This is a genomic window from Camelimonas abortus (assembly GCF_042432745.1).
GTDB lineage: Bacteria > Pseudomonadota > Alphaproteobacteria > Rhizobiales > Beijerinckiaceae > Camelimonas > Camelimonas abortus.
The window spans coordinates 299912-317719 of the sequence record NZ_JBHLWR010000006.1; the positions used below are offsets into that span (position 1 = coordinate 299912).

Consider the following 17808-nt stretch of genomic DNA (forward strand, 5'->3'; position numbering starts at 1 on the left):
GGGCGCTGGCGTTTTTCCCGCCGTGAGCGCCGCGCTGCGGCAGCGGTCATGGCCGCGCGCCGCCTGAAGCGCGGCGGGGAAAACCTGGCGCCGGCCGGGCCGGCGCCAGGGGCGGGCCTTGACGCAAAGGGGCGGCCCGCCGGGCCGCCCCCATGGTCCTGGCCGTCGCGGCGCCGCTCAGCGCACGCCGAGCAGCTCCACGTCGAAGATCAGCGTGGCGTTCGGCGGAATGACGCCGCCGGCGCCGCGGGCGCCGTAGCCCAGCTCCGGCGGGATCACCAGCAGGCGGCGGCCGCCCACCTTCATCCCGGCCACGCCCTCGTCCCAGCCGCGGATCACCTGGCCGGCGCCGAGGCTGAACTCGAACGGCTGGCCGCGGTCGCGCGAGGAGTCGAATTTCCTGCCCGGCTTGCCGTTGTCGTCCAGCCAGCCGGTGTAATGCACCTTCACCTGCTGGCCCGGCCTGGCCGTGGCGCCGGAGCCGACCACCTCATCCCTGTACTTCAGGCCGGAGGGCAGGGTGGTGAAACTGTCGGCGAAAGCGCTGGCGGTCATGGCGAGAACTGCGGCTCCGGCAAGGGGGGCGAGGGTGCGGGAAATGAACGAACGGATCATGTGCGTCCTTTCGGTGGCGCCGCGTCTGGCCGTGGGCCGTGACGCCGGCGGCGTGGGCCGCCGCGCGGGCGCGACGGCGGATGGGCGGGGCGGGCGGATTCGCCAGCGACGGCGACTGTGGCCCGCCCCGCGCGCATTGTGGAGTGAAAACGCGCTTCTGGCCGGAATTGCGTCCGCCGCCTGTCGCGCCTGCGGCGGCGCGCCTTTTGCGTCCACGTCCCGGAACGTCTCCTGGCGGCGCTGGCTCAGGCCGTCCTGCGGGCGGCGCGTTCGGCGAGGAAGGCCTCGTGCTCGGCGATGAGGCGTCCGTCCAGCCCCTTGCGGATCAGCTCGATGGTGGCCGGCACGCCAAGGATCGCGGCGAAGGAGCCGAAGCGCGGGCCGCGCTCCTCGCCCAGCAGGATCTGGTACAGGGCGTTGAACCAGGCGCCGGAGACGCCGGGCCGCTCGGGCGTCGCCCCCCTGGCCTTGAAGTCCTGGTACTCGGACACCTGGCGGCCCACTTCATAGACAAGGTCCTGGATGGTGGCGGCGTCGGCGTTGTCCGGCAGGGCGGCGAGGCGGGCGGCGAGGTCCTCCAGCGCCGCGCGCTCGGATACGGACGGCGGCCGGTAATGCTTGGCCGGCTTCACGAAGTCCTGGAAGTTGCGCACCGCATAGCCGATGAACTGGTCAAGGCGCGGATGGGTCTCCGGCGCCACGTCCGGGGCGTAGCGGCGCAGGAACGCCCACAGCGCCTCCCTGGTCTCGGCGTTGGCCACGGCGGCCAGGTTCAGCAGCAGGCTGAACGAGATCTGCGACGGGCGCGGCGCGCCCTCGCCGGAGGCCGCCCCGGCCTGGGTCACCGTTTCCGGCGGCGGCGGATTGCCGCCGTGAATGTGGTGCACCGGATTGCCGAGGCGCTGCTTCGCGTCCTGGCGCGGATAGGCCTCCAGGAAGGAGAGATACTCGTCCATGTGCCGCGGAATGACGTCGAAGTGCAGCCGCTTGGCCTCGCGCGGGCGCAGGTACATGAACAGCGCCAGACTCTCCGGCGCGCCATAGGTGAGCCATTCCTCAATGGTGAGGCCGTTGCCCTTCGACTTGGAGATCTTCTGCCCCTTCTCGTCGAGGAACAGCTCGTAGTTGAAGCCTTCCGGCGGCTGCGCGCCCAGCACGCGGGCGATCTGGCCGGAGAGCTTCACCGAGTCGATCAGGTCCTTGCCGGCCATCTCGTAATCGACGCCGAGCGCCGTCCAGCGCATGGCCCAGTCCGGCTTCCACTGCAGCTTGGCGGCTCCGTCCAGCGCCGAGGTTTCGTAGCGTTTGCCGGTTTCCGGGTCGCGCCACACCAGGGTGGCGCTGTCCACGCGCACTTCCTCGATCGGCACCTGCATGACGCAGCCGCTCTCGGGATGGATCGGCAGGAAGGGCGAATAGGTCGCGGCCCGCTCCTCGCGCAGCGAGGGCAGCATCACCCGCATCACCTCGTCGTAGCGCTCCAGCACCAGGCGCAGCGTGTCGTTGAAGCGGCCGGAGCGGTAGCACTCCGTCGCCGACATGAACTCGTATTCGAAGCCGAAGCTGTCGAGGAAGGCGCGCAGGCGGGCGTTGTTGTGGGCGCCGAAGCTCTCGTGCGTGCCGAAGGGATCAGGAACCCGGGTCAGCGGCTGGTTGAGATGCCGCGCCAGCAGCTCGCCGTTGGGCACGTTGTCCGGCACCTTGCGCAGGCCGTCCATGTCGTCGGAGAAGGCGACGAGACGGGTCGGCACCGTGTCGTTGGTGAGCAGGCGGAAGGCGTTGCGCACCATGGTGGTGCGGGCCACCTCGCCGAAGGTGCCGATGTGCGGCAGGCCCGAGGGGCCGTAGCCGGTCTCGAACAGCACGTAGCCCTTGTCCTTGCCGGCTTTCAGCGCAGCTTCGCGGCGCGCGACGAGCTTGCGCGCTTCTTCGAATGGCCAGGCGGACGAGGTCTGCGCGGCCTCCACGAGTTGCGGGTCAAAAGCGGACGGGGTCATGTAAGCACCGGTTCCTGTAGCGCCGGGGCGGGCGCGCCGGCGTCAATGTGCGGGGCGCCGGCGCGGGAGCCGGCGACTGTACCGGCTCTCAATGTGGCGTGCGCGCCGGTGCGTCAAGGCGAGCGGCCGGCGCCGGCTCAGAAAAAGCTCACCGGGAAGTAGCGCAGATACAGCTCCTCGAACTTTCCGTCCGCCCAGGCCTGCTGCAGCGCGTAGTCCAGCGCCCGCAGCAGCGTTTCGTCGTCGCGCCGCACGATGAAGCCCACGCCCTCGCCGAAATAGGCGTCGGAGAAATAGGGACCGCCGGTGAAACGGCAGCAGTCCTGCGACCGCGCCCCGTTCAGCCACAGCGACAGCGACAGCCCGTCGCCGAACAGGTAAGGAACCTCGCCGGCCTTCAGCGCCGCGCCCGCGCTCGCCAGGTCCGGATATGCCTTCAGCGGCGAGCCGGGGAAAAACGCCTTCATCCACGCCTCATGGGCGGAGCCGGCCACCACGCCCACCGTCCTGCCGGCGAAGCCCGCCTCGCCCGGCTGCGGCAGCTCCGCGCCGGCCTTCACCGCGAACCGCCCGGGAAAGCGCATGTAACGGCGGGTGACCGAAAACCGCTCCAGCAGCCGGGGCGTCACCGGAACGGCTGCCGCCACCACGTCGCCCTGGCCGCTGGCCAGCGCCTCCAGCAGCAGGTCGAAGCGGCGGCTCTGGATGGTGCAGCGCGCCGCCAGGCGGTCGCAGGCGTCGCGCGCCAGCTCCACGACGAAGCCGGCGGGATGTTTCCCGCCGTCCAGAAAGGTCAGCGGCGGAAAACTGTCGTCGCTCAGGAAGCGGATCGTGCCCGCGCCGCTGAGGTCAGGCCGCTCCATCCGCAACCTGGGATCGCCGAATACGGGAATTCTGACGGCGTTTTCCTGCTTCTCGCCAGAAATGCGCGCGCTACCCTGCGACCCGGCGGCGCCCGCATGCGCGGCCGCCGCCAGAACAGACACGGTGAGACAGGCGACCGCGCCGGCGGTCCGCAGCATGCGCCGGACCGCGCCGCCTGCGCCGACGGGCCGCTTTCGCAACATCTGGTGCGTCATGTCCGCTGTCACCCATGTCCTGCGACGCCGGGTCCCGCCGGCCTATACGGACCATGATGCCGGCGCGCCGCCATCCGGACAAGGCGTGGCCGCGCCGCTGCCGCCGCAGCTGGCCTTCCTGGCGGAGCAGGGCGCCGCCCCGCCGGCCGCGCTCGGGCGGGCGGCGGCGCTGGCGCGCCGCCTGGGGGCCTGGCCGGAGCAGGCGCTGGCGGCCGCCGGCGTCATGGACGAGGCCGCGTATTACGCCGCCCTGGCCCGCCGGCTCGGCCTGCCCTTCGCCGATCACGCCCTGGCGACCGGCGCGCTGCGGCCGGGACCGCAGACGCGCTTTCCCGAATCGCTCCAGGCTGGCGTCGCGCCGCTGGTCGACGCGCGCGGCCGGCGCTGCTTCGCCCTGGCGCCGCAGGGGCCCGGGCTCGCCGCCCTGCTGGCCGGACGGGCGCCGGCGCTGGCGCCGCGCGGCGCCGTCATCGTCACGCCGCGGGCGCTGGCGGAGGCGGTGCTGGCGGCGCACGGCCCCGCCGTGGCCCGCCGCGCCGGCGACGGCCTCGCCGACGCATGGCCAGGCCTCTCCTGCCGGGAGGGCCTGGCGCCGTGGCAGAAGCTGGCGCTGGGCGCGCCGCCGCTGGCGGCGCTGGCGCAGCTGCTGGCGGCTCCGGCGCTGCTGTCGCTGGTCTGGGCCGCGGTTTTCCTCAGCTATGCGGCGGTGCGTCTCGGCGCCGCCTTCGCCGCCCTCGCCGCCCTCCCGGCGCGCTCCTGCGGCGCCGCCCCGGCTGCGGCCGCGCCGCCCGCCGGCTGCGGCAGCGACGGCGGTCCCGCCGGCCATGAACTGCCCGTCTATACGGTGATCGTTCCGGTTTACCGCGAGGCCAACATGGCCGCGCACGTGCTGGAGCAGCTGGAGCAGCTGGACTATCCGCGCCGCCTGCTCGACGTGAAAATCATGGTCGAGGCGGACGATCACGCCACCCGCGCCGCCTTTCTGGCGCTGCGGCCGCCGCCCTGGATCAGCGTGACGGTGGTTCCGCCCGGCGCGCCGCGCACCAAGCCGTGGGCGCTCAACGTGGCCCTCGCCATGGCCAGGGGCGAGCTGGTCACCATCTATGACGCCGAAGACGCGCCGGAGCCGGACCAGCTGCGCCGCGCCGCCGCCGCCTTCGCCGCCGCCGGCGACGATCTGGCCTGCCTGCAGGCGCGCCTCGCCGTCGACAACGCCGCCGCCGGCTGGCTGCCCGCCTGTTTCGCCCTGGAGTACGCGGCGCTGTTCGACGTCATCAATCCGGGGCTGGCCCGGCTCGGCCTGCCCATGCCGCTGGGGGGCACGTCCAACCATTTCCGCGTGGCGGCGCTGCGCAAGGCGCTCGGCTGGGACGCGTGGAACGTCACCGAGGACGCCGACCTCGGCCTGCGTCTCGCCCGTCTGGGCTGGCGCGTCGGCGACCTCGACTCCACCACCCACGAGGAGGCGCCGGTGCGCCTGAGGCCGTGGATGCGCCAGCGCGTCCGCTGGCTGAAGGGCTGGCTGCAGGTGGCGATCACCCACGGCCGGCGGCCGCGCCAGCTGGCGCGCGATCTCGGCTGGGCCGGAGCCTGGGCGGCGGCGAGCCAGTGCCTCGGCGTCGCGCTGGGGGCGCTGGGCTATCCGCTGTTCGCCCTGGCCACCGTCATCTACTTCGCGCGCGTCTGCGCCGGCGCGCCCAGCTCGCCGCTGGCCTTCGGCTGCGCCGTGGGGGTGCTGGCGGCCGGCGCGGCCGCCGTCGCCGTTCCGGCGCTGGCGGGGGCGTTGCGGCGGGATCCGCGCCTGCTGCGCGCGGCGCCGCTGCTGCCGTTCTATTACCTGCTGGTCTCCGCCGCAGCCTGGCTGGCGCTGGCCGAACAGCTGCGCCACCCGGCGCGCTGGAACAAGACGGCCCACGGCGTGGCGCGTTCGTCCCGCTCCGGCCGGCTCACATATATTTCCGGTACTCGGCCGCCGCCTCCTCCGGCGGACGCTTCAGGTTGAAGCCGCCGGCGAAACGGCCGCGCCGGTCCATCAGATACACCATGGCGGTGTGGTCCATCGTGTATTCGCCGTCCGGCTGCGGCGCTTTCTTCGCGTAGACGCGGAACGCCTTCAGCGCCGCCGCGACCTGCTCCTTCGGGCCGGTGAGGCCGATGATGCGCGGGTCGAAGCTGCCCAGATAGTCCTTCAGGACCTGCGGCGTGTCGCGCTCCGGATCCACCGTGATGAACACGGCCCGGACCGGGGCGTCCCTGCCGAGCGCCTGGAACATCTGCGACACCTCGTAGAGCGTCGACGGGCAGATGTCCGGGCAGTGGGTGAAGCCGAAGAACAGCAGGTAAGGCGCGCCCTTCAGATCCGCGTCGGTGACGGTGCGGCCGTTCTGGTCGGTGAGGCTGAACGGGCCGCCGACGCCGGGGTAGGCGTCGTCCTGGGCCTGCCGCCAGGCGAACAGGCCGCCGGCGATCGCCGCGAGGCCGGCCACGAACACGGCGAGGGCGATGGCGAGACGGCGGGTGGGGGCGGATGTCATCTCGGTCCTTCTCCTGCGTCGCCGCCCGGGGCGGCGGTTGTCGGGGCGCATGGCCCGGGGGCGCCCCGGCGGGGCGGACAGTATCCGGGAACGGTCGCGTCGCCGGACCGTTCCTGCTTTTCTCTCCCGTCCACGGCCGGCGCGCGGGCGGCGCGCGCACGGGCGCGGACGGCTCCGGGCGGATCGCTCCGGCTGTCGTATTGTTTCCCGCCGCCGCGCGACAGGCAGCGGCGGCATGTCGCCGCTCCGCCGGGCGGCGCCGCGACGCCGGCCAGAGACTACGCGCGCCGTCCGTCCGGGTCATGTCCCTGGATCCGGCGCATGACGGGACATGACGTCGCCATTGCAGGCCGCCGCCCGGCCCGGACGGCGCGCTGGAGGCGCGCGGCAGGGGCCGGAGCGCATAACGTCGCGGAACCGGGACGCAGGCGCGGGCGGATGCAGTCAGGCAGGGCGCATTACGCAGCGTTCCTGGAAAATTTCCGCGAGACGAGGCGCAACTCCCTGTTTCCTGCTTGATTTTTTCCCGCGTCCACGGCCATTTCCCCCGCCAGGGGCCATAATACATGGCGTGTGCCAGGCGGGGGCGCGGGTGCGCGACGAAAACATTCCTCTCACTTCCATCCGCGGCGTCGTCGCCCTGTGGGTCGTCGCCCATCATCTGGCGCTGCGCTTCATCGACACCGGCCTCATGACGCCGGACCGCTTCCTCAGTCCTGGCGGCGCCGGCGTCGACATCTTCTTCATTCTCAGCGGCCTGGTGATGGCCGCGGTGCATGGCGACGTGCATCCGGGCGCCGCCGGGCCCTATCTGGCGCGGCGCGTGTTCCGCATCTGGCCGCTGCATCTGGCGGTGATGGCGGCGCTGGTCGGCGTGGCGCTGCTGCGGCTGTGGGCCGGCCGGCCGTCGCCCACGGAGAACTGGGCCCGGTTGCCGGAGGCCATCCTGCTGCTGCAGCCGTTCACCGGCGAGCCGCTGGCGTGGAACGTGGCCAGCTGGTCGCTTGGCGTGGAGATGGCCTGCTATCTGGCCTTTCCCTTCGCCGCGCCGCTGCTGGCCGGCCTCTCCCCCGCCGGCGCGGCGGCGGCGGCGCTGCTGCTGGGGACGGCGGAATATCTGGTTCTGCAGGAGATCGGCCCCGTGGTCACCGGTCCGGGCGCGGCGGCGCGCGGCTTCGCCGGCTTCGGCTTCGGCGCGGCCATGGGATTTGCGCTGAAGGGGCGGCGCCTCGCCGGCTTCTGGCTGAACGCCGGCCAGATCGCCGCCGTCGCCGCCATCGGCGCGGCGCTGTGGCTGGGCCGGCCGCAGCTGACGCCCATGTTCGCCGCCGCCCTCATCGCGCTGCTGTTCGTGGGGCGCGGCGTCGCCGGCCGGGCGCTGGAGGCGCCGCCGCTGCACTGGGCCGGGCGCATCTCCTATTCCGTCTATCTCATCCACCTGCCGGTGATCGGCGTGGCGGCGCTGCTGGCGCCGCCGCAGGCGGTCCCCGGGCCGTGGGGGCTGGCCGTCTGGTCGCTGGCGGTCATCGCCGTGGTGCTGGGGCTGTCGCACGTCTCCTGGCGGCTGGTGGAGGAGCCCTGCCGCCGTTACGGCGCGCGTTTCGCCGCAGGCCTGCGCGCGGGCCGCCCTGCGCCGGCGTGAGCCGGCGCGCCGTTCACACGGCGGCGGGCAGCAGCTCGCTGATGGCGGCGCTGAGGTCGCGCTGCTGGAAGGGCTTGCCGAGCACGCGCGCGTGCGGCGCCTCGCGCATCTCCTGCACCATCTGGTCCTGGCCGTAGCCGGTGATGAAAATGGCGGGCAGATCCGGGCACAGCTCGCGGCAGGCGGCGTAGAGCGTCACGCCGTCCATGTCCGGCAGGCCCACGTCCGAGACCAGCAGGTCGACGCGCCCGGCCTGGCGCAGCAGCGCCAGCGCGGCGGCGCAGTCGCCGGCCTCCAGCACCGTAAAGCCCGCGTCCTCCAGCATGTCGCAGGTGGTCATGCGGACGAACATCTCGTCTTCAACCAGCAGGACGACGGGCGGACGCGCGGCGCAGGTCATGGGGGCGCTCCTGGCTGATGGTCCGGCGCGCGCCGCCAGTCATGCCTGACCTGGTCCGCCGCGCGCCGGAAACTGTCTGCAACCGTACGGCAGTTTCCGGCATGACACGAAATTGCCCGCCGTTCTGCAACAGGATCCTGCAACAAAAAACGTGGCGGAAAGCCGCCACGTCCCGGCCGGCCGCAGCCGGCGCGCCGGCGGCCTGCGCCGCCGGGCCTGTGGAAAGGGAGGCCGCCTCAGGCGGCGGCCATCGCCTTGCGCAGGTTCTCGTCCACCTTGTCGAGGAAGCCGGTGGTGGACAGCCACTTCTGGTCGGCGCCGACCAGCAGGGCGAGGTCCTTGGTCATGTAGCCGGACTCGACGGTCTCGATGCACACGCGCTCCAGGGTGGAGGCGAACTTCGCCAGCGCGGCGTTGTCGTCCAGCTTGGCGCGGTGGGCGAGGCCGCGGGTCCAGGCGAAGATCGAGGCGATGGAGTTGGTGGAGGTCTCCTTGCCCTTCTGGTGCTCGCGGTAGTGGCGGGTCACGGTGCCGTGGGCGGCCTCCGACTCCACCACCTTGCCGTCGGGCGTCATCAGCACCGAGGTCATCAGGCCGAGCGAGCCGAAGCCCTGGGCCACGATGTCGGACTGCACGTCGCCGTCATAGTTCTTGCAGGCCCAGACGTAGCCGCCCGACCACTTGAGCGCCGAAGCGACCATGTCGTCGATGAGGCGGTGCTCGTAGTGCAGGCCCAGCGCCTCGAACTTCTCGCGGAACTCGGCGTCGTAGATCTCCTGGAAGATGTCCTTGAAGCGGCCGTCATAGGCCTTGAGGATGGTGTTCTTCGTGGAGAGGTAGACCGGGTACCGGCGCGCGAGGCCGTAGTTGAACGAGGCGCGGGCGAAGTCGCGGATCGATTCGTCCAGGTTGTACATGGCCATGGCCACGCCGGCGCCGGGCGCCTTGAACACTTCCTTCTCGATGACCGTGCCGTCGTCGCCGACGAACTTGATGGTGAGCGTGCCCTTGCCCGGATACCTGAAGTCGGTGGCGCGGTACTGGTCGCCGAAGGCGTGGCGGCCGACGACGATCGGCTGGGTCCAGCCCGGAACCAGGCGCGGCACGTTCTTGCAGATGATCGGCTCGCGGAAGATCACGCCGCCGAGGATGTTGCGGATGGTGCCGTTGGGCGACTTCCACATCTCCTTGAGGCCGAACTCCTTCACGCGGGCCTCGTCGGGGGTGATGGTGGCGCATTTCACGCCCACGCCGTGCTTCAGGATCGCCTCGGCGGCTTCAACCGTCACCTGGTCGTTGGTGGCGTCGCGGTTCTGGATGCCGAGATCGTAGTAGAGCAGGTCGATGTCCAGATAAGGATGGATCAGCTTTTCCTTGATCTGCTGCCAGATGATCCGGGTCATCTCGTCGCCGTCGAGCTCAACGACGGGGTTGGCTACCTTGATCTTTGCCATCGCGCTCTGGTCCTCGTTTGGTCGGCCATCGTCACGCGCAGCCGGCCCTGGCGGGCCGGTCGCGCCTCCCGGAAGGCTTTCTGGGCGATTTCACGCCGGGCTGCAATGTCTGATCGCAGCCGGTCGCAAAAATCGCCGCCGTCACCGGAGCGGCCGCGCGCCCGGGCGCTCCTCCCGAAGCCTGTCGCCTTGCCGGAAACTCCATGCCGCTTCCATGGCCTTTTTTGCGACGCGTTTCCAGCCCCTCTCCGGCGCGCGGGCGCGCTGCGCCGGGGCGCGGGCCTGCGCCCCCGGACGGGGGTGGCGCGGCGTGTTGCAAACGTGGCCTTTCATGGCCCACCATGCGCCACGACATGCTGGCGGACGTGATGGAAGGATCGGCAATGGCGGCGTCGACAGTCATCCTTGCGGATATCGGCGGCACCAACGCCCGCTTCGCCCTGGCCGGCGGCGGCGGAACCGGAGAGGTCACCCGGCTGGCCGTGGCCGACTTCGCCTCGTTTGAGGACGCCCTGCTGCATTTCCTGCGCATGCGCCCGCCGCCGTCCGCGCCGGTGGCGGCGGCCATCGCCGTGGCCGGGCCGGTGTCGCGCGGCCAGGGCGCGCTCACCAACAGCCACTGGCGCTTTGACGAGGCGGCCATCGCCAGCCGTTTCGGCCTGCGGCGGGCGCGGCTGCTCAACGACTTCGAGGCGCTGGCGTGGGGCCTGCCGCTGCTGCGGCCGGAGCATGTGATTCCCGTCACCGGGCCGCATCCGGCCGTGGACTACATGCAGCGGCCGCGCTCCGGCCCGGTGGCGGCCAACAACGGCCGCCTGGTGGCGCTGGGGCCGGGCACCGGCCTTGGCGTCGCCTGCTACGTGCCGGACGGCGGCGGCGTGGTCATCGCCTCCGAGGGCGGCCATGTGAACGCCCCCTCGTGGAGCGGGCGCATCGACGCCATCATCGACTGGCTGCGGGCTGAGCTCGGCCATGTCTCGGTGGAGCGCATGGTCTCCGGCCAGGGGCTGGAGAACGTCTACCGGGCGCTCGCGGCGCTGGAGGGGCGCCCGGCGCGCCTGCGCGACGCGGCCGCCATCACCGCGGCGGCGCTGGAAGCGCGCGATCCCGTCGCCGTGGAGACCCTCGACATTTTCTGCGCCATGCTGGGCGAGGCGGCGGGCAATTTCGCGCTCACCTACGGCGCCACCGGCGGCGTCTATGTCGCCGGCGGCATCGCGCCGCGCATCGCCGGCCGGCTGCAGGCCTCGCAGTTCCGCGAGCGCTTCGTCGCCAAGGGCCGCTTCCGCGACTATCTGGAGCCGGTGCCCACCTGGCTCGTGGTGCATCCCAACCCCACGTTCCTCGGCCTTGAGGCCGTGGCCAGCCGCGCCGTCATGGACGCGGCCGGCGTCTCCGGATAACGGCTTGCGTCCGTCCGGCGGGCGATGCAAACCGCCTGCGGCGCGAGGAGCGAGGAGTCATGGCCGGAACAGATCACACCCGCAGCCTGATCGAAGGCGGTCCCGTCATCATCCTGGTGCGTCCGCAGCTGGGCCAGAACATCGGCATGGCGGCGCGGGCCATGGCCAATTTCGGCCTCAGCCGCCTGCGCCTCGTGGCCCCGCGCGACGGCTGGCCCCAGGAGGACGCCGTCGCGGCCGCCTCCGGCGCCGTGCACGTGCTGGAGCGCGCCGAGGTGTTCGCGGACCTGCGCGCCGCCGTGGCCGACCAGCAGCGCGTGTTCGCCTGTACCGCACGTGAGCGCGGCCAGGAGAAGGAGGTGGTCGGCGCCGACGTCGCCGCCAGCCGCGCCGCCCCCGCCGTGGCCGCGGGCGAGCAGGTGGCCTTCGTCTTCGGTCCCGAGCGCAGCGGTCTCGACAATGACGAGGTGGGGCTCGCCGACACGGTGATCACATTTCCGGTAAATCCGGGCTTTTCGTCGCTGAATCTGGCCCAGTCCGTGCTGCTTGTCGGTTATGAATGGTTCCGGGCTGCGCACATGGCGCAACCGGCGCCGTCGCGGCGGCGTTCTCCTCCGGCCACGCGTGAGGCGGTGCTGTCCTTCTTCGGCTATCTGGAGCAGGAGCTGGACAGGGCCGGCTTTTTCACGCCCCCGGAGAAAAAGCCGCTGATGACGCGCAACCTGCTGAACATCTTTCACCGTCTCGACATGACGGAGCAGGACGTGCGCACGCTGCGCGGCGCCGTCGTCGCGCTTGTCAGCGGCCGTCGCGGCGGCCCGCCGCGCGAGGCGCGCCGGCGCGAGCCGCCGGCCGGGGCGCCGTCGCAGCCAGGCGCCTGCGCCGGGGGCGGCGGGGCGGACAGCCAGGAAACGTAGCCGGCGCAGGCCCGCCGGCGTCGCGCAGCGGGACCGGCCGGCGCGCCGGGGAGGAGAGGGCGAAAATGACGGGTGACGCCACGGGCCGGGCCGGACCGGCGACGCGTGTGAATGGCGGGCGCGGCTTCCTTCACGCCGCGCCGGCGGGAGGACGCATGCGCGCGGCGCTGTTCGGCCTTGCGGCGCCGCTGGCCGCCGGCGTCGCGCTCGCCGCCTCGCCGCCGTCGCAGCCGGCCGCCGGTCCCGGCGGCGCCGATTATGTGGTCCCCGCCGGGGAGATCGAGAAACGCTCGTTCGGCGAGGGCAATGGCCGCGCCCTTGCGTTCTGGCCGCGGGCGGCGGCGGAGAAGCCGCGGCCGGTCATCGTGTTCCTGCACGCGCCCGGGGCCATTTCCCCGGCCTATTACGGCGCGTGGCTGTCGCATCTGGCGCGGCGCGGCAATGTGGTGATCTATCCGCTGTACGAGGCGGCCGTGGGCGCCGTGCCCTTCGACGAGATGACCGGCGAGGCGCTCAAGGGGCTTTCCGCCGCCCTCGCAGGGATCGCCGCCGACCCGTCCGCCCGCGCCGATCTTTCGCGGCTCGTTTTCGCCGGCCATTCCGGCGGCGCGGTGATCGCCGCCAATCTCGCGGCCCGCTCCGGCCGCGACGGCCTGCCGCCGGCGCGGCTGCTGTTCGGCGTCATGCCGGCGCGGCCCGGCGGCGAAAAGATTCACGCGCCGCCGCTGGAGGACCTTTCCGGCCTGCCGGCGGAGGCGCTCGCCGTGATGTTCACCGGCGACCGCGACCAGTTCGCCGGCGATCGCGGCGCGCGCCAGATCCTCGCCGCCGCCGCCCATCTGGGCCAGAACGGCCGCCTCATCGCCCGCGGCCCGTCCGACAGCCACGGCCAGCCGGCGGTGAGCTTCACCCATTACGCCGCGGTGGCGCCGGACGAGGCCTGGGACCTCGCCGCCATGCCCGGCGGGGCGGAGCAGGCGCCGGCTCCCGGGCCGGAGACGAAGACGGAGAAGGGCGCCCGCCGCGCCGCGCCCGCGCCGCGGGAGGAGGCGCGCAGGCAGCGCGAGGAGCAGCGCCGGCGCGCCGCGGCGCTGTGGCGCGTGGGCCACGAGGAGCGCATGTTGCTGGCGAATTTTGAGGGGCGCAGCGTCGGCGCCGCCAGTTACGCCATCTGGAAGACCTTCGACCTCGCCCTCGAGGCGGCGCTCTCCGGCGGCGACGCCCTCACGCTGCGGCGCGATCCGCGCTTCTATGACATCGGCCAGTGGAGCGACGGCTGGCCGCTGCGCCGCATGGGCGTGGAGACGCCGCGGCCGCCGGCCTCCGCCACGGCCGGCGTGGCTGCGCCGGACGCCGCCACGTCCGCGCGCTGAGGACGGCGCCGCAATTGCGGCGCCGTGCGGGCGCATGCCGGCTCGGGCGGGAAACCGCCGCTTCACCATTGGGCGCCATGATGGGCGCGCCGCCGCCGTGGCGGCCGGCGGGCGCGCCGGGCCGCGCCCGTCACGGGGTGTTTTCTGGAGGCGAACATGGCCGCGCCCGTGGCGCTGGTATTTGATTCCGGTCTCGGCGGACTGACGGTGTTTCGCGAGATTCGCGCCGGCGCGCCGGGGGCGCGGCTGGTCTATCTCGCCGACAACGCCGTGTTTCCCTATGGCGGCCTTGCGCCGGAGGCGCTGGTGGCGCGCGTCAACGACGTGCTCGACGCGGCGATCGCGCGCTGGCGGCCAGACATTGTGGTCATCGCCTGCAACACCGCCTCGACGCTGGTGCTGCCGCACCTGCGCTCGCGTCACGACATTCCCTTCGTCGGCACGGTGCCCGCGGTGAAGCCGGCCGCCGCCGCCTCGCGCAGCCGCATGATCTCGGTGCTGGCCACTCCCGGCACGGTGGCGCGCGACTACACCCGCGAGCTGGTGCGCGACTACGCCGGCGACTGCGACGTGGCCCTGGTGGGCTCGCGCCATCTCGCCACCCTGGCCGAACGCGCCATGGCGGGCGAAGCGGTGGCGGACGCCGACATCGCCGCCGAGATCGCCCCCTGTTTCCGCGTCTCAGGCGACGGCGCCCGGCGCACCGACGTGGTGGCGCTGGCCTGCACCCACTATCCGCTGCTGCTGGAGCGGCTGCGGGCGCTGGCTCCCTGGCCGGTGACCTGGGTGGATCCCGCCCCGGCCATCGCCCGGCGCACGCTGTATCTGCTGGAGCAGGCCGGCTTCCGGCCGGAGCTTGTCTCCGCGGAAGTTCCGCCGCCGGTGGCGGCCTTCACCGGCGCGTCGCCGGCGCCGCCGCTGGCGGCGTGGCTGCGCGACCAGGGCTTCGCCGCCTGCATGCCGGCGCCGGCGCTGGCCCCGGCGGCGGAGCGCCGCTGGGGCCGGGCGTGACCGCGCCCGGGCGGCTCACCTGTGGCCATAGGCCAGCATGCAGCGCGCGTAGAACTCGATCTCGCAGGGCAGCCTGCGGGTGGACGCCCGGCATGTCGCCGCCGCCCGCCCGGCGCAGATCCGGTGATGGGTCATGACGGAGGCGATGTCGCCGGCCGCCATGGCGGGCGCCGGCGTGAGGACCGCGGCGGCCGCCATGGCCAGCGCCGCGCTGATGATTCGCATGGTCATTCTCCCGTACATGCGTGTGAAGCCGGAGCGGCGGGGCGGCCCTCAGCCGGGCGGGGCGCCCCGGCGGCGCCGGTCGCGCATCAGCGCGCGCAGGCAGGCGGCGTAGCTGCGGACGTAGCAGTAATCGCGCTCCACCTGCGGGCGCTCCCAGCGGCATTCGTGATAGGCCCAGATCTTGCAGGCGCCGGACACCGCGTCCGGAACCCCGGCCAGCGCCGGCGCGGCGGCGACGGCCGTGAAAGCCACTCCCGCGGCGAGGACCGTTGTGGATGGCGCAGGCAATGTGGTCTCCCCCTTCTGTCGTTTGCGGCGCGCCGCCGGCGGCGGCGTGCGGGGGTGACCAATGCAATTTGTGTCGTCGCCGCGATATCCCCAAATCTGGATGCGACTGTATTGCCCATCTGTTTCAAAAATACGTGTACATGTCATGATATTTGCAGTTTCTTGCAGATATTCCGGGTTATGGCGGGTCTATACATGGACGCGCCGGCCGCGCGCGTCGCCCGGCCTGCCAGCCGGGATCCCTACTGGCCTGGCGCCGGCCGCGCGCGTCGCCCCGCGCGCCGGCGTCCGAAGCGCTCCGGCATTTGACAGCGCCCCGCCCAGCCGCTAATGGACCCCCGTTGCGCGGGTCCCGGCGGGGCCCGCGCGGCTTTTGCGGTTTCGCCGGAAGGGCACCCCCCGCCAGCAGCCGCGCAGCGCACCCGCGTTCCCTGTGGTTCTTCCCGCAGCGGAACTGTCAGTCTCCTCAGGGAGGCAGAGGAGGGCGCGTCCCTGTCACTGTTCGCGCAAAAGGGATTGCGACATGTCGAAGAGGCTGAACGCCAAGTACAAGATTGACCGGCGCATGGGCCAGAACATCTGGGGGCGTCCGAAGTCCCCGGTGAACCGGCGCGAGTACGGCCCCGGCCAGCACGGCCAGCGCCGCAAGGGCAAGATTTCCGACTACGGCACGCAGCTGCGCGCCAAGCAGAAGCTGAAGGGCTACTACGGCAACATCACCGAGAAGCAGTTCGTGAAGACCTACAAGGAGGCCATCCGCATGAAGGGTGACTCCGCGGAGAACCTCATCGGGCTGCTCGAGCGCCGCCTCGACGCGGTGGTGTACCGCGCCAAGTTCGTTCCCACCGTGTTCGCCGCGCGCCAGTTCGTCAACCACGGCCATGTCAGGGTGAACGGCCGCCGCGTCAACATCCCCTCCTACCGCGTGCGTCCGGGCGACGTCATCGAGGTCAGGGAGTCGTCGAAGCAGCTGGAGATGGTGGTGGTCGCCAGCCAGCTGGCCGAGCGCGACGTGCCGGACTACATCGAGGTCGATCACGGCAAGATGGTCGCGAAGTTCCTCCGCGTGCCGGGCCTGTCGGACGTTCCGTACCCGGTGCAGATGGAGCCGAACCTGGTGGTCGAGTTCTACTCGCGCTGATCGCAGCCGGTCCGCTCCGCCGGACCGCTCCGCGCGCGAAAGCCGCCCGTCCGGGCGGCTTTCTGCTTTTGGGGCCCCGCGCTCCGCCCCGTGCGGCGGGCTCAGCGGCCGGAGGCGTCCGGCGGAAACTCCCGGACGCAGCGCCAGTATTCCCTTGCGACGCAGGCGCGGTTGCGGTCGGGATCCCGCTCCGCGACGCAGGTGGCGACGGCGACATGGCGGCACAGCAGGTGCACCGCCGGGCCGACCGAGCGGGCCGCGGCCGGCGCGCCGGCGCAGACGCCCGCCAGGAGGCTGGCCAGGGCGACGGCGAACGGCGCTGCGGCGGGCGGACGCTGTCCTGAAGCGTTTTTTTCCGGAATGTTTTTCTCTGGGGCGGGCATCGGCGATCTCCTGCCGTCACATGGTCGTGTCGCGTGTTCCGTCCCGGCCGGCGGCGCGCCGGCCAGGCGGGGCCTGCGCCGCGCCGGCGCGGCTGCGGGCGTCACGGCTCCTCGGCCAGCGGCGCCGGCGGCAGGGCGAGAACCGGCGAGCGGGCGAGAACGCGCAGGCAGCGGTGATATTCCCGGTCGATGCAGGCGGCGAGACGCTGGGCGTCCCAGTCATAGCCGCAGTACAGCCGGGCCGCGTCCATGCAGTAGTCGCGCAGGTCCTGGGAGGGCGGCCGTGACTGGCGGGCACCTGCGGGCTCGACCGGCTGGGCCAGAAGGCCGGCGGCCAGAACCAGATGTGGCAAGAACGGCACGGGCATGCTCCTTTCCGCTATGCGTTGGCGATGACGCCAGTTTCTGGCGCCGCGCCTAGGTGCCAGGCATGACGCCCGCGCCGACATCCCAGAATTTGGACAATGATTCATTCGCACGATAATGTGATCCGGGCCGTGCGCCGGCGTGCACAAGCAGATTTACATAAAATTACCTTGAGTAATCTTGCAGGCGGTCCGCGCGGCGGGCGGCCGGATCAGCGCGGATCGTCAGGCGGCTCCTCGCCGGCGTGCTGCAGGCGCTCCGCCATGGAAGGCGGAAACGCCGTGACGCAGCGCGCATATTCGCGCGCCACGCACGTCTGGCGCGCCGCGCCGTCCGGCTCGCGCGCGCAGCACGCCGCCGCAACCCGGGCGCAGAACGCATGCACCGCCGGCGGGACGGCGCGCGCCGCCGCCGGGCTGGCGGCGAGGGCCCAGGGCAGCAGCGGCGCAAGGAGCGCCACGCGCAGGGCGGAATGCAGGAAGCTCATCGCAGACATCCTCCGCGGCCGCAGCGGAAGCGCCGGCTCCGGGAGGCGGCGCGGGTCCCGCCCCGCGCCGGCCGGGGAGCGCGCCCCCAGCGGCGCGCGGCTCCGCCCCTGCGGGCGCAGGGCGGCGCGGACCGGGGAGGAGGGCGACGCCGGCGCGCCGGAGGCGGCGGCGCCATTCCGGCCTTCGGCGCCGCGCCGGGCGCTGCATGTCCCCCTCATTGCCGCCGCCGCGCAACATTGTGGCGGCCCCTCCGGCGCCGGCGGCGGACAGGCGCCGGCCTCAGGAACGGGCGGCCGCCGCGTCAGCAGGCCTGTCGCCGGAAACAGGTGCGGCGGAATGGACACGCGTCTTCTCCCTCTCGCCGGACATGACCCCGCGCGCCCGCGCCGCAGGGCCACGGCCGCAGCGGTCCACTCGTGTCCGGGGCAGGGACACGGCGACATCCCTGGATGGGGACATGGCTCCGCAGGGCGCGCGATTGTGAAGACGCGC

18 protein-coding genes are annotated in these 17808 nt (G+C 72.6%); 7 read left to right on the plus strand and 11 right to left on the minus strand.

Annotated elements, in window-relative coordinates; translation table 11 throughout:
- Positions 1–177: 177 nt before the first annotated feature.
- The 3 genes from ACFFJB_RS03710 to ACFFJB_RS03720 form a co-directional block, all read right to left on the minus strand.
- Complete coding sequence (locus ACFFJB_RS03710; RefSeq protein ID WP_376829594.1) at positions 178–615, minus strand: FKBP-type peptidyl-prolyl cis-trans isomerase; 438 nt, start codon at positions 613–615, stop codon at positions 178–180.
- Positions 616–860: 245 nt separating this feature from the next.
- Positions 861–2612 carry a lysine--tRNA ligase gene (locus ACFFJB_RS03715; protein WP_376829596.1) on the minus strand — a complete coding sequence of 584 codons (1752 nt, stop codon included), beginning with the start codon at positions 2610–2612 and terminating at the stop codon, positions 861–863.
- A gap of 137 nt (positions 2613–2749) precedes the next feature.
- Positions 2750–3475 (minus strand): transporter substrate-binding domain-containing protein, encoded by a 726-nt coding sequence (locus ACFFJB_RS03720; protein WP_376829598.1) that lies wholly within the window; start codon positions 3473–3475, stop codon positions 2750–2752.
- Between the two features lie 301 nt (positions 3476–3776).
- On the opposite strand from ACFFJB_RS03720, the gene ACFFJB_RS03725 reads away from it, so the two are divergent.
- Positions 3777–5693 carry a glycosyltransferase gene (locus tag ACFFJB_RS03725; protein WP_376829600.1) on the plus strand — a complete coding sequence of 639 codons (1917 nt, stop codon included), beginning with the start codon at positions 3777–3779 and terminating at the stop codon, positions 5691–5693.
- Here the strand turns inward: ACFFJB_RS03725 and ACFFJB_RS03730 are convergent.
- Positions 5638–6225 (minus strand): SCO family protein, encoded by a 588-nt coding sequence (locus ACFFJB_RS03730; protein ID WP_376829602.1) that lies wholly within the window; start codon positions 6223–6225, stop codon positions 5638–5640. The two genes, ACFFJB_RS03725 and ACFFJB_RS03730, sit on opposite strands and share 56 nt — an antisense overlap.
- Before the next feature lie 592 nt (positions 6226–6817).
- Here ACFFJB_RS03730 and ACFFJB_RS03735 point away from each other — a divergent pair.
- Complete coding sequence (locus tag ACFFJB_RS03735; RefSeq protein ID WP_376829604.1) at positions 6818–7867, plus strand: acyltransferase family protein; 1050 nt, start codon at positions 6818–6820, stop codon at positions 7865–7867.
- 13 nt (positions 7868–7880) lie between these two features.
- Here the strand turns inward: ACFFJB_RS03735 and ACFFJB_RS03740 are convergent, their stop codons facing one another.
- Positions 7881–8267, minus strand: coding sequence for a response regulator (locus ACFFJB_RS03740; protein WP_376829606.1), 387 nt, complete (start codon positions 8265–8267; stop codon positions 7881–7883).
- A 236-nt stretch (positions 8268–8503) separates the two neighbouring features.
- Positions 8504–9721: an NADP-dependent isocitrate dehydrogenase gene (locus ACFFJB_RS03745; RefSeq protein WP_376829608.1), complete on the minus strand. Its 1218-nt coding sequence runs from the start codon at positions 9719–9721 to the stop codon at positions 8504–8506.
- A gap of 383 nt (positions 9722–10104) precedes the next feature.
- Between ACFFJB_RS03745 and glk the strand changes: the two genes are divergently transcribed.
- The 4 genes from glk (at position 10105) to murI (ending at position 14425) form a co-directional block, all read left to right on the plus strand.
- Positions 10105–11124, plus strand: coding sequence for a glucokinase (gene glk / locus ACFFJB_RS03750; RefSeq protein WP_376829610.1), 1020 nt, complete (start codon positions 10105–10107; stop codon positions 11122–11124).
- Between the two features lie 59 nt (positions 11125–11183).
- A complete protein-coding gene (locus tag ACFFJB_RS03755; protein ID WP_376829612.1) occupies positions 11184–12041 on the plus strand; it encodes an RNA methyltransferase in 858 nt (285 codons plus the stop codon).
- A 65-nt stretch (positions 12042–12106) separates the two neighbouring features.
- Complete coding sequence (locus ACFFJB_RS03760) at positions 12107–13414, plus strand: alpha/beta hydrolase family protein (RefSeq protein WP_376829614.1); 1308 nt, start codon at positions 12107–12109, stop codon at positions 13412–13414.
- A 156-nt stretch (positions 13415–13570) separates the two neighbouring features.
- A complete protein-coding gene (gene murI, locus ACFFJB_RS03765; RefSeq protein ID WP_376829616.1) occupies positions 13571–14425 on the plus strand; it encodes a glutamate racemase in 855 nt (284 codons plus the stop codon).
- 15 nt (positions 14426–14440) lie between these two features.
- Here murI and ACFFJB_RS03770 read toward each other — a convergent pair whose 3' ends face one another.
- Entirely contained in the window at positions 14441–14650 is a 210-nt protein-coding gene (locus tag ACFFJB_RS03770; RefSeq protein WP_376829618.1) for a hypothetical protein, read from the minus strand.
- 48 nt (positions 14651–14698) lie between these two features.
- Positions 14699–14938 (minus strand): hypothetical protein, encoded by a 240-nt coding sequence (locus ACFFJB_RS03775; RefSeq protein ID WP_376829620.1) that lies wholly within the window; start codon positions 14936–14938, stop codon positions 14699–14701.
- Positions 14939–15461: 523 nt separating this feature from the next.
- Here ACFFJB_RS03775 and rpsD point away from each other — a divergent pair.
- Complete coding sequence (gene rpsD / locus ACFFJB_RS03780) at positions 15462–16079, plus strand: 30S ribosomal protein S4 (RefSeq protein ID WP_376829622.1); 618 nt, start codon at positions 15462–15464, stop codon at positions 16077–16079.
- Positions 16080–16180: 101 nt separating this feature from the next.
- On the opposite strand, the gene ACFFJB_RS03785 is transcribed toward rpsD, so the two are convergent.
- From ACFFJB_RS03785 to ACFFJB_RS03795, 3 genes are all read right to left on the minus strand, one after another.
- The gene (locus ACFFJB_RS03785; protein WP_376829624.1) at positions 16181–16462 is read right to left on the minus strand and encodes a hypothetical protein; all 282 of its coding nucleotides are present in this window, start codon (positions 16460–16462) and stop codon (positions 16181–16183) included.
- A gap of 101 nt (positions 16463–16563) precedes the next feature.
- A complete protein-coding gene (locus ACFFJB_RS03790) occupies positions 16564–16830 on the minus strand; it encodes a hypothetical protein (protein ID WP_376829626.1) in 267 nt (88 codons plus the stop codon).
- Positions 16831–17039: 209 nt separating this feature from the next.
- Entirely contained in the window at positions 17040–17315 is a 276-nt protein-coding gene (locus ACFFJB_RS03795; protein ID WP_376829628.1) for a hypothetical protein, read from the minus strand.
- Between the last annotated feature and the right edge of the window lie 493 nt (positions 17316–17808).